We start from the raw sequence: 10,938 nt of genomic DNA, 5'->3' as shown, positions 1-10,938 counted from the left end.
CACACAACGGACGTCGTTCCGGGGCCGACAGATCAACGCAGAGACACTCCGAGGGAGGATCAGTCATAGCACGGGTCAGGCCACCGGAACGACGCCCACAGTTATGATCATGGACTGAGTGTCGTAGCAGTCGCCGATGGAGCCCATGGAGGCGACCAGGCCGGAGGCCTTGGCGCGTTCGGTGAACGCCCAGGGGGTGTATTGCACCACGTGGTCGGAGTGGGGCAAAGTGCCCGGTGGCGGTTGGCGGTTCTGGATCGCCATTCCCAGCGCGTTAGTGGCCGGCGCAGCGGTCTGGGTGGAATCGATCGACCAGCCGACCACCCGGCGGGCGTAGACGTCCAGTACCACACAGCAGTACACCTTGCCTTTCCGGGTGGGGTGCTCGGTGATATCGGTAACCCACAACTGGTCGGGGGCGCTTCGGGTGAAGTCACGATCGACCAGGTCGGCGGCGGTGGGGGTCTGGTGCTTGAGCCGCGGCCGTCGCACGCCGGGCAATCCTCTGAGCCCGGCCCTGCGCATCGGAAGCTCTACCGCGCCGTGGCCGAGGTGGATGCCCAGACCGTGGGCGAGTTCGGCGTGCACGCGGCGGCCGCCGTAGGCGCGGCGGCCGCCGCAGGCGCCGCGGGAGTCGGCGTGGACGGCGCGGATCTGCTCGGATCTGCTCGGATCTGCTCGGTCAGCCAGGCGTGCCGCAGCGCGCGGGCCGAGGGCGGCCGGCGGCGCCACATGTGGAAGCCGGACTCTGACACGTTCAGGATCTTGCAGCAGGAGGCGATGGGCGGGCCGTCGGCGGCCACCAGCCCGGGTCCGGGCGGGCGGCCGGTGCGGTCGCGTCGCCACAGCGCCATGTCGACGGCGTCCAGCACCAGCCGGGTCTGCTTGGTGGTCGCCGCCGCCCAGCCGACGATGGCGCGGGAGAAGCACGCCACGCAAGTCGCAACCAGCCTGTGACCTGCGGACTCAGGTTGGAATTGCCTCACTCGACGGTGCGGTCGTTGCGTGAATCTCCTCGATCACGAAACGTTGTTCAGCGATGGCGTGCGATCAAGGGGTAGGCGTCATTTCCTACATATCTGGAGCCGACGGCCCACAAACCGCCGCCTGGAATGCCCGCCAATCCGTAGAAGCTACCTTGGGCGATTCGCGGTACCGGCGCTTTGGTCCACCGGCGTCCGGTCCAGTGCAGCGCGTACGGCGTGCCGCCGGTCGTGTAACCGGACGCCCACAGGTGTCCGCCCGCCTTGACCACGTCGGTGAGCTGGGCTCCTTCGTCGGGCACCGGTGTACGAGCCCAACCGTGGCCGTTCCAGTGCAGAGCCATCGGCCGGCGGCCGCCGGGGCCGTTGCCGTGGGCCCAGGTGTACCCGACAGCCCAGACATCGGATCCGCTCAGCGCCAGCACCTTTTGCAGCGACGTCTCCCATCCAGGGTTCCTCGGCGCGACGATCCACCGTTTCCAGGTGCGACCGTTCCAGCGAAGGATGATCGCCTGGGTAAGGTTGTCCACCGCGTCGTCTCCGGCGATCCACACATCGTGCCGAGCGCTGGCTCCGACGGTGGTGAGCGACCCGGCGCCCAGTTCGGGAATGTGAAGGAGTTGCCACTTCTTTCCGTTCCACCGCTGGACGAACCCTTGCCACGGGTTGACGCCGCCTGCGTCTTTTTGTACGTTGCCGGCCAGCCAGGCGTCCCGGGGGTTGATGGCTTTGACGGAAATGGCGGAAGGAAACTGCCCGCCGATGGAACTTCTCGGATCGACGTAGGCGTACTTCGTCCAGCGACGGCCGGACCAATGCAGGGTCGCCTTATCGCCGGCCGCCCACACGTCCTTCGCCGAAGCGGCACTGACGTCGTTGACGCCCCCGACGTGCGGCACCCGCACCTGCCGCCATGCCCGGCCGTTCCAATGAAACGCCGTGGACCCCATTGCCCAGGCATCGTTGCGCCCGGGTGCGGCGACGCGGGTCAAAGACGCCTGCTCCTGCTTCCCGGTAGGCCGAAAGATCTCCCACTCCGGCGGCGGGCCCGCGGACGCCTTGAGCGGCACCGCGAGTACGCTCACCGCTATCGCCGTGAGGCCGGCGAGGCTTAGCGATCGAGAGTGATGCACGTGTCCTCCTGAGTTGGTGAACGCGACGTTTGGTCAGGGCCGCTGGCCTGGGCGGTCGGTAATCGCGGTCCGCAGCACGGCGGTCGATTCCAGTACCGTTCCGGGTTTCAGGCCCAGGCTTGTCTGGTCGTTGGGCGCGACGAGGACTTGCCGTTCGCCGAGGAAGGCGAAGGTTCGCGGGTCGAAGATCAGCTCGTTGCGGATGCCGTCGTGGGTGAGGGCGGCGGCCACACCCGGCCGCCCGGCGGCATCCATCGCGTGCGGCACGAAGGCGATGCCCGGTATCCGCGTCGCGGCCTTGAACATCGCCGCGCGCGCCTTGGACGGCAGCATCGAGGTGCGCAGCAGGTCGCCGACCGTGATGAACGCTTGCACGTCGGGTGGGTTGTTGCCGTGGCTGTTGCGGTAGAGGTATTCGCGCATGTGTCCGGGGTCTGTCGGCAGCGTCGCACGGTAAGCCGGGCGCGGTGGGCAGTCCTGCGTGAACGTCCGGGCCGGCGAAGGCGGACGCGCGATCCACGGGTCATGAACCACGGTGTCCCGAGGTTTCGTCGGCGTGCAGTCCGCTCGTGTCCAGGCCTCAAGCGCCGTGCCTCTGCCGATGACCGACCGGGACAACCCGTCGCGCGTGCCGTCCACCGACAGCCAGGTACGGGTATGCGAGCGAGGGAACCGGTTCATCACCTTTCCGCCGGAGACGGATGTCACCTGCTGGACTTCCCGCGTCTCCAGGAACACGTACTGATCCCCGCGCGGCGGTGGCTGCGCCGGCGTTGCCGCGGCCGCGTGGTCGAGCACTTCGACGGCCTCGGCCTGGGCCGGTGGCGGGTTGCCGCCGATCTCGGACGTGGGCGCCATGACGAGCACCACGGCCGCCCCGGCGGCGAGTGCCGCGGTCGCACCCCCGGCGATCATGACCCGCCGGCGGCCGAATCGACGGCGTGCGAGCGCCTCCTGTTCGATCACCTCACGCAACCGTCGCCGCTGCCGCGCCGACCTCGCCTCGGGCCCATGATCGAGCCGGTCACCGAAGTCTCGAAGCATCTTCAGCTCATCCATGTCGTTCCTCCACCAGTTCGAGGTCACCGAGAAACTCGCGCACGCGGCGGCGAGCCCGGTTAAGGCGGGACCCCACGGTGCCCACCGAAATATCCAGGGCCTGGGCGACCTCGGCATAGGTGAGATCGCCCCAGGCGACCAGCAGCAGCACGTCCCGGTCACGCCGGGCGAGTTCGCCCAGTGCGCGCGCCAGCAACGAACCCGCCGCCTTGGCCGTCACCTCTGCGGCCACCCGATCGGCCGGGCCCGCAACGTCAGGCTCGGCGGGACTACGCTCCAGCGCCCGGTACCGCGCGGCCTCGGTCCGCCGGTGCCGCGCGATCAATTTCGTGACGATGCCGAACAACCAAGGCCGGGCATCGTCGTAGCTCAGGTCGTAGTGCTGCCGCCGCGAGAACGCGACGAGGAACGTCTCGCCCACGACGTCTTCGGCCGCCTCGACACCCAGCCGCCTTACCGCGTACCGGCTGAGCACCTTGAAATAGCGATCGAACAGCTCACCGAAGACCTCGGGCCGGCTCAACGACTCGGCGATCAGTTCCGAATCCTGACGCGGCCCGGTCGCGGACTCCGCCGTCATCCCGGACACCACGACCGGACAACCCTGATCATGAGGGACACCTTCCGCCAGAAAACAGGTCACCTATGTCTCGCCACAAGCCGCATTTCGCCTTCACGCTCGCGACGCCTCCCAGCGGACTTCCGCGACAAGTGGAAACGATGGGCCCGCCACCCCAGGCCCCCAAGCCCGCTCGCGGCGAGCAGTGGGTCTCGCGTCAACCAACGAGCAGTAAGTCAAGACCTGATGACTTCCGAGCGGCCAATTTCGAGCACGAACGTCTAGGCAAGACTCGGGCGTGGTGAGCCCTGTCCAATCGAGGGCCATCGCGACCGGATCGGATCGCGCCGCCGAGCGCTGTCATCCGGCAGCCAGGCGCTGCTGGTGCTGGTGCACCTGCGCTGCCCATCGTCGGTGGTCAGCGTGTTCGGGGACGATGGTGAACAGTAGATGCGGTTCCCGCCAGTACCGTTCGAGGAGCAGCAGACGACCGTCGTCGAGTCGGACCGCGAAAACCCGCACGGCCTCGGCCTGGTGCCGGGCACGCAGATACGACGGGCGCGGACGTTGTCGGGATGGGCGGGGTCAGCGGCCGCCGCCCTCTCGGCTTCGCTGATCGCGGCCGCGGACAGCTCCTCGTAGTCGGGGTCGGCAGGTGTCACAACGCGGGCGCCACAGCCGATCACACCGTCCTGGTGCACGCTGAGGCCGGCCAGCAGCGCCCCGTCCGCCCTGCGCAGCACCGTCATCTGACCACCTCCCTGCCTCAGCCCTGCTTCACAGGCCGGGCTCCGGGCTGCCGGGCTCACCGGAAACCACATGCCGACCAGCCGGGGGAGTCTCAGGCGCCGGTCGCCTCGCGAGCCGACACCAAGCCCCCAGCACTGAGCCAGCGCATCGAGGCCGGATAGCAGGCAGAGGAAGGAGACGCGGTGCCGAGGACTCTGACCAGGAACGTATTGCCCTCAGGGTTTCGTGCGCCGCTGGGTGGATGCCCGCCAGTGGAAGATGATCTTGCTTGGCGTGGAATTCCGGCGGAGCGGCGGCTTCACGTTGTCGCTGATCAAAGAGTTTCGTCGGTAGCCCACCGAAGGGGTACCAACGAGAATCGTTGCCCCGTAGTGACGGAACAAACCCTGGAGCGCCGAGCTCCGGGGTTCTTCGCTTGTAGAGGCGAGCCTTCCAGTGTCTGCAGAGCCCGAAGGGCTGACACTCGGTTTGTGCCGCTGTGGCGGTGCTGTGGTCTCCGGGGGGCTCAGGCTGCGGACGGGCTGATGTGCCCAGTAGGTATCCAGGTGCCCTCTGGTTCGGCTTCCCGTGCTGGGCTCGTCGAGTCTTCGCCACGAGCACCGCAGGAAGCGGCCTGCCCGCCAAGGGGCGGGAGAGCAGGCATCTGACTCCCCAGCGTCTTGGCGGCCCGCGTCTTCGTCGGCCCATGACCTTCCTGCCGCGACCAGCGGTGGCCGATGCCCTCAACGAGGTCGGCGCCGCGGACGGGCGACCCCTGGCGACTTCTTCTTCCGGGAGATCCCCGCAAGCTATGGGCCCGCCGCTTCCGGTACTGCGGCACCATCTCAGCCCGAAGCGTCGCCGGCTACGTCATGTAGTGGAAGCTCAACCCCCTCTACGCCTGACGCCGCACGCAAGCTGGGACAGGAAGCAGAACATGGCGACAGGCAGCCATTACCCACAAGCTGAGTCACTGCGTTGCGGTCGATGAAGACGTCGGCTCACCGGGTGCGAGCCGTTCAAGGACAGATACGCCGCTGTGGAGCACCACTACTGCGCAGACGTTCACCACGGGTATCAAGGGCGAGGCGTACGGCGGTGTACCCCCTGCACCGCTGACGGGTTCGTGACATGGACCTGCGGACCAGGTCCCGTGCTTGTCATGGCGCGGTGGCCGACCAGATCCGCCGTCCCGGGGCCCTACGTCACAAACTCCCTCGACATCCACGCTGATACCGGGTGAACACGCTCATGACGTTCGAGTTCGCCATCGAGCCCGTCACCTCGGCCATATAGGGCTACAGTGAGCACTCAGTGAGCAGTCAGCGCTCTCTGAGTGCTCAATGAAGGGAGTTGTCGTTGCAGGATGTGAAGGCGATCCGTGAGGACGCTGGTTTGACGCAGGCTGAGGCCGCCAGATTGGCGCGGATCTCGGTGGCGACGTGGCGGAGGGCTGAGGACGATCTTTCGATGGTGTCGGCCAAGACTCGTGCGGCCGTCGAACGGACGCTCAAGACGGTCAAGCGCAGGCCGCAGGAGAAGGTGTCCGAAGCGGCCAGACCAGCCGAGCACGTGAGAAGACTCAACACGTTCGGGATGGAAGGGAGCGCCTTGACGCCGGCCATGGCCGCGCAACTCCTGGTCTCCAGTGATCAGCTTGTTGGCCTGGATGCCGCTGACTGGGAAGAGCAGCCCGCCATACTGGATGAGCTTCCCGACACGGTGTGGTTTCGCGTTCATGGCAATCATGCGTGGTACAAGAAGCTTGCCGACACCTTCAAGGATGTGGCTAAACGGATCGGCGCAGGAACGCGACCCTACCCCCGGACTCTGGCGGAGGAGTATGTGCTCCACACTGCCCTTGGCGAGGGCAGGGAGACATGGGACGACATGCCGCCATGGGAGTACCTCGAGGGGCTCGAACGCCGCGACAACGATGGTGACTGGGACGGCGTGGCGGCCGAGCTGTCCCGTTTCCCGTTCGGGTTTCCCGAGCTGACCGAGGACGAGATCGCGGACCACGTCGGCGAAGATGGTCGTGTCCGGTTGTCCCGGCTACATCCCTACCGGTGGTGGGAGCCACTGGATCTGGCTCTGGAGGAATGGCGGACGGCCGGTCGGCCTGGCACCGTCTCCCAGGAGTTCGTCGCCCGCGCGCTGTTCGACTTCATTCGCAACAACCTGGACGTCGTCGACGAGATCTTCGAGGCGGACCTGTACGGGGTGGACCTGGACGCGGCGCGCAAGGCGGTCTTGCTGCGGGACGCGACCGGGTTCACCGCGGTGTGCACCGTGGCGCATCCGGACGCGGTGGTCCCGCCGAGGGACAACCCCTTCCAGGCGTTCGTGTATGCCTCTGCCTTTATCGAATACCTGTTCCGTACCCGTGAAGAACAGCGTATGGCCGAGTGCGGGGCCTGTGGGGAGTGTGAAGAGTGCGATCTCGGCTGGTCCGCAACTGACGATGTCGTAGGTCGGGACGTCTGGCGGAGGCTCACCGGTCTGGGAGCGTCCCCGACCCTCATCGATGTCGGAGACTCTGAGAACAACTTCCAAGGAGGCAAGCAGGCAGTCGGTATCAGGTTTGATGACAGCGTGGCGATCCGCCTGACGATCGTGCGCAACGACTGACGTGCCCAGACCTGCCCGTACTGCGAAATGATGGCGCCAGAGCCCAGACGACATGCAGGCCCGAGCGCCAGCGGTGCTGTCAGTTCTCGCCCGTCTGAAGCCTGATCGCGCTCAACCCGCCCTCGCTCGGGCGATCTCCTGTGCCGCCCTGCGAAGGTCCCTCTGGACTATCAGGTAAAAGATAAAAAGGAAGAGCGTCGTCAAGAAGGTCAGCGCCATGACGGGCTCTGGCACGATACTGAACGTGGCACACAGGAGCAATGCCGTCCCAAGGATGAGAAGTGCATTACTCGCGCGAATTCGCTCGGTGAGTGGAAGTTCTGCGTAATCCACTTTCGCCTTGCGAGAGATGGTGTACTTGCCGATGCCTCTGCGCATTCTCATGCCTGTGGTCAGACAGGCAAGTCCCAGCAATCCATAGCCTAGGGTGCCAAAGACGATCACGGACACGACAGCGCCTCTCTAGAACCAGTCATCGATTTGATCGACGGCCCACTTACCGCCACCTACCACCCCACCGGCGACAGACCTACTCCACCTCCAACGGCAGCGCCGGGTACGGTGCCTACACCGCCGAAAAACGCGCCGACGGCGGCACCAATCCCGGCACCGCCCCCGACCCAGCCCACGAATTCGGTCCAGGGGAAGTCGTCGTCGGCCAGGCCATCATCGAGTTCGTCTTCAACGCCTCCGAGCTTGTCTCTGAGGTTTTTCGAGATGTCCTCGTCTTTGGAGCGGGACTTTGCGGCGTCCAGAACCGACCAGGATCCTTTCGCCTTTCCTGAGTAGAGTTCCACCAGGCGCTTCGCGGCTTCTTCCTGCATATCCCTGGATTTGGATTGTGCATCTCGGAGGATCAGGCTCAGGTCTCGTTTCCGCTCCGGATCATTGGCCGGACGGTTGCTTTTCTGTTCGTAGTCGAGCTTGCGATTGTTTGCCGCGATCTGAAGTTCTGCCAGCGCAGAAGCCAGATCATCTAGGATCTTCGCCGCGTCATCGGTGAACATCGCGAGCTTATTGGCGTCGCTGGCGTCGGCCCCCCAGGCGTCCTGGAAATCGTTGGCATCGTCTCCCTTCCAACCGACGTCATTGACCAGCCTCTTGACTGAGGCCTCGATCTCTTCAACGATCTTTTCTGACGGTGGAACATATCCATAGAGTTGGTGGCCAGCGCCGCTAGGCCTCGGATGTCCACCCCTAAACTGAATAGGCTTCCCACCGGCTGCACGCCGGATGGAATCGGTGCGGCTTCCTTGGGAGCCACTCCATACCTCCGGAATTAGTTGATCATGCCTTTAAGGGTCCCTCTCCCTGACGGGTCAGAATCGGGGCTGGATACCTTCCGGGTCATCGATTTTGCCCAGGAGGTCGTTAATATCGTCCTCGGTGTTCCGGTATGTGTCATGCACGTACTTGAGTTTGTCTCCGTGGGTTTGCATAGAGGAGCCGAGTGCGTCGTGCATGACCTCGATCGCCTCGAGAACGGCAGAGATCGCCTTCTCCAGCGATCCCTCGGTCACCCTCGGTACCGTACCGATATCGCGGGGAACGATATCGGCATACTTCTTGCCGCTGTCCTTGAAGGTGCCCGAGGCCTTGAGAATGTCCGCATAAACGACTTTGATCTCTTTGCTCATGAGCCCGTCCCAGGGCCATCCCCCTGCGCCGGAGTGAGTCTGGGGTCCATCCGCGGGTTCAGGGCGACTCCGATCCGCTTCTTTCCGACCAGGTAGAGAAGCTCCAACAGCGAGGCCTCAGACCAGGATTGATCGACTCCGAGACACTCTCTGAGGCGATCGACCGAGGTGTAGACCGCGATCCCCGCCGTACCGTCCTCCATTACGCGGAGCTCATACTCGGGTTTCTCGCCCGGCCCTACCGGCTGGGTGGTCGGGACATAGACGCTGGACAACCCGGTCCGAGTCGCTTCGTGGGGGCTAGAGGAAGTTCGGGAAGGGGCATCCCCGGTCTCCGCTAAGGGCGGTGAAGGAGTGGGACGTGCGACGGCCATCCGCTCTGCGGCTTCCTCGGCGTCTTCGGGTGCGTGAGGAGTGCTCTGGTTCAGTTTGGCAGCCAGAGAAGACGGAACCTTCGGCTCCACCTTGTAACCTCCATCGTTTCATTCGCAGATATCTTGCCAAGTGTCCAGTCACAGTCGATGACCAAGTTGAGGTGGTGCGGCCACGGCTTCCATCTGGGGGCTGAGGATTTTGAGCGGGGATGATCATTGTCTAGATGCTTGCGCTGCCCCGCGCTCGAGCGGATGGGGGGTGGGTTGACCGGAATCGTCAATGTGGGAGCGGCATGTGGTCATTACACCCATAGGTTAGTGGAGAGCGACGAACCCTGTACAGGAGAAATGCCACCACAAGGGATCGGTCTGGCTTGCGGGCGAGACCTGCGGCAACAGGCCGAAGGTGGTCGCCGGGATACAGCTAAGGGTTGTATGGCTTGTCCATCAGCACTCCAGGCCGTTCTGTGGGCGGCGGAGTGGCGGCGTGAACACGGATGGTCGCCGTGGAACTGCGTAGGGTTTGTACTAACTGTGCAGAGCACGGTGCTCGTTGCTGCCAGCGTGGAGATGGCGGGTGTCAACGTGCTCGCCGGGCGGCGGGTTGGGGGAGATGTTCGCGCGAAGTTCGGCCGGCCGGGTATGCCTCGCTGGACGGGATGCAGCGGCTGCTGAGTCACTACTGGCGGGGTCTCGGCCAGGTCCGAGATGTACCTGACCGAGTATGGGGGTGAGACCGGTTGGCGAGGCCGATGCGGCTGTCGAGAAGCTGCCTGCTCGGGGTTCTTGGCCTATATCACCGTGCTGTGTCCCAGAAGTCTGCGACCAAGCCGGTGCTGGGTGCGTGCTGCGCCGTCCCCGCATCGCCAGGCGGCCGGGGCGCGCCGCGCTGACCCAGCTCAGCCGGGTACGCCCCAAGGCCCCCTAGAGGCGCTCAGCTGTGGGGCTCCGCCCCCACGCCCCCTGTAGCTGGGGTTGGTGGGGGTTCGGGTTGTGTAGCCGTGTGGTTATGGGTGGTGACCGGTTGTTGCCGCCAGTGATCCGGCGCCGCTGGGTGGGCGGCGCCGGTGTGTGGGGGTGTGGGTCAGGCGGTCAGGCGGCGGCGTAGGTGGTCCTTGCCTTGCTCGGCGCCCTTGCGGCTTTCCGCCTGGGCGCGGCGGAACAGGTCGGCCAGCTCGGAGTCGCCGGCGCGCTCGGCGTCGGCGATGTAGGTCTCCAGGCGGAGCGCATTGCTCAGGCACTGCTCTACGAACCAGATCAGGTTGTAGTCCTTGTCCTTCGTGCCGGTGATGTCGCCTGTCTCCTGGGTCGTGCTCATTGGTTTGCTCCTCCGCTTTGGTGATTGGGCGTCCCCTACCCGGGAGGTCGGGTCCCATTCGGACGGGCTGCGCGGCGTAGGGCGTAGAGGGCGGCGCCGATGGCCAGGACGGCTGCTCCGGTGATGACGGAGGCGGGTGGGAGGGCGAAGGCCAGGGTCAGGCAGCCGAGCAGGCCCAGGACGGGGATGGCGCGAGGTGGGCGGCCTTCGTCCAGCGTCCAGGCGGAGGCGTTGGCGATGGCGTAGTAGACGAGGACGCCGAAGGACGAGAAGCCGATCGCGCCGCGGAGGTCCAGTGTCGCGGCCAGGATCGCGACGATGGCGCCGACGGCTAGTTCCGCGCGGTGCGGGACCTTGTGGCGGGGGTGGACGGCGGCCAGGGCGTGGGGCAGGTGATGGTTGCGCGCCATGGCGAGTGTGGTGCGGGAGCCGCCCAGGATCAGGGCTAGGAGTGATCCCAGGGCGGCTATGGCGGCGGTGGTGCGTACGGCGGGGGCGAGCGCGGGGTGGCCTGC

The 10,938-nt window shown here is 65.7% G+C and carries 11 protein-coding genes; 2 read left to right on the top strand and 9 right to left on the bottom strand.

The features are described from left to right. Window positions 1–75: 75 nt before the first annotated feature. The 4 genes from E1264_RS33190 to E1264_RS33175 form a co-directional block, all read right to left on the bottom strand. Complete coding sequence (locus E1264_RS33190; RefSeq protein WP_165964505.1) at window positions 76–732, bottom strand: DDE-type integrase/transposase/recombinase; 657 nt, start codon at window positions 730–732, stop codon at window positions 76–78. A 301-nt stretch (window positions 733–1,033) separates the two neighbouring features. Beyond that, the gene (locus tag E1264_RS33185; RefSeq protein ID WP_132179855.1) at window positions 1,034–2,068 is read right to left on the bottom strand and encodes a hypothetical protein; all 1,035 of its coding nucleotides are present in this window, start codon (window positions 2,066–2,068) and stop codon (window positions 1,034–1,036) included. An 81-nt stretch (window positions 2,069–2,149) separates the two neighbouring features. Next, a complete protein-coding gene (locus E1264_RS33180) occupies window positions 2,150–3,175 on the bottom strand; it encodes a CU044_5270 family protein (protein ID WP_132179853.1) in 1,026 nt (341 codons plus the stop codon). Continuing rightward, window positions 3,168–3,755 carry an RNA polymerase sigma factor gene (locus tag E1264_RS33175; RefSeq protein WP_132179851.1) on the bottom strand — a complete coding sequence of 196 codons (588 nt, stop codon included), beginning with the start codon at window positions 3,753–3,755 and terminating at the stop codon, window positions 3,168–3,170. Before E1264_RS33175 ends, E1264_RS33180 begins: the two co-directional genes overlap by 8 nt. Before the next feature lie 429 nt (window positions 3,756–4,184). On the opposite strand from E1264_RS33175, the gene E1264_RS33165 reads away from it, so the two are divergent. Beyond that, window positions 4,185–4,376, top strand: a complete 192-nt coding sequence (locus E1264_RS33165; RefSeq protein WP_132179849.1) for a hypothetical protein — start codon at window positions 4,185–4,187, stop codon at window positions 4,374–4,376. A gap of 1,446 nt (window positions 4,377–5,822) precedes the next feature. Then, window positions 5,823–7,094 carry a helix-turn-helix transcriptional regulator gene (locus tag E1264_RS33160; RefSeq protein ID WP_165964504.1) on the top strand — a complete coding sequence of 424 codons (1,272 nt, stop codon included), beginning with the start codon at window positions 5,823–5,825 and terminating at the stop codon, window positions 7,092–7,094. Window positions 7,095–7,205: 111 nt separating this feature from the next. On the opposite strand, the gene E1264_RS33155 is transcribed toward E1264_RS33160, so the two are convergent. From E1264_RS33155 to E1264_RS33135, 5 genes are all read right to left on the bottom strand, one after another. Next, the gene (locus E1264_RS33155; RefSeq protein ID WP_132179845.1) at window positions 7,206–7,544 is read right to left on the bottom strand and encodes a hypothetical protein; all 339 of its coding nucleotides are present in this window, start codon (window positions 7,542–7,544) and stop codon (window positions 7,206–7,208) included. Between the two features lie 56 nt (window positions 7,545–7,600). Further along, entirely contained in the window at window positions 7,601–8,101 is a 501-nt protein-coding gene (locus E1264_RS43890; RefSeq protein WP_165964503.1) for a hypothetical protein, read from the bottom strand. 312 nt (window positions 8,102–8,413) lie between these two features. After that, window positions 8,414–8,731, bottom strand: coding sequence for a DUF6317 family protein (locus E1264_RS33145; RefSeq protein WP_132179841.1), 318 nt, complete (start codon window positions 8,729–8,731; stop codon window positions 8,414–8,416). Window positions 8,732–10,189: 1,458 nt separating this feature from the next. Then, the gene (locus tag E1264_RS33140) at window positions 10,190–10,423 is read right to left on the bottom strand and encodes a hypothetical protein (RefSeq protein WP_132179839.1); all 234 of its coding nucleotides are present in this window, start codon (window positions 10,421–10,423) and stop codon (window positions 10,190–10,192) included. A 35-nt stretch (window positions 10,424–10,458) separates the two neighbouring features. Next, the coding region (locus E1264_RS33135) for an amino acid permease (protein ID WP_132179837.1) at window positions 10,459–10,938 on the bottom strand (480 nt) is incomplete at its 5' end.

It is taken from the genome of Actinomadura sp. KC216, assembly GCF_004348535.1.
GTDB lineage: Bacteria > Actinomycetota > Actinomycetes > Streptosporangiales > Streptosporangiaceae > Spirillospora.
The sequence above is the reverse complement of the archived record's forward strand: the minus strand, read 5'-3'. Positions and strand labels throughout refer to the sequence as shown.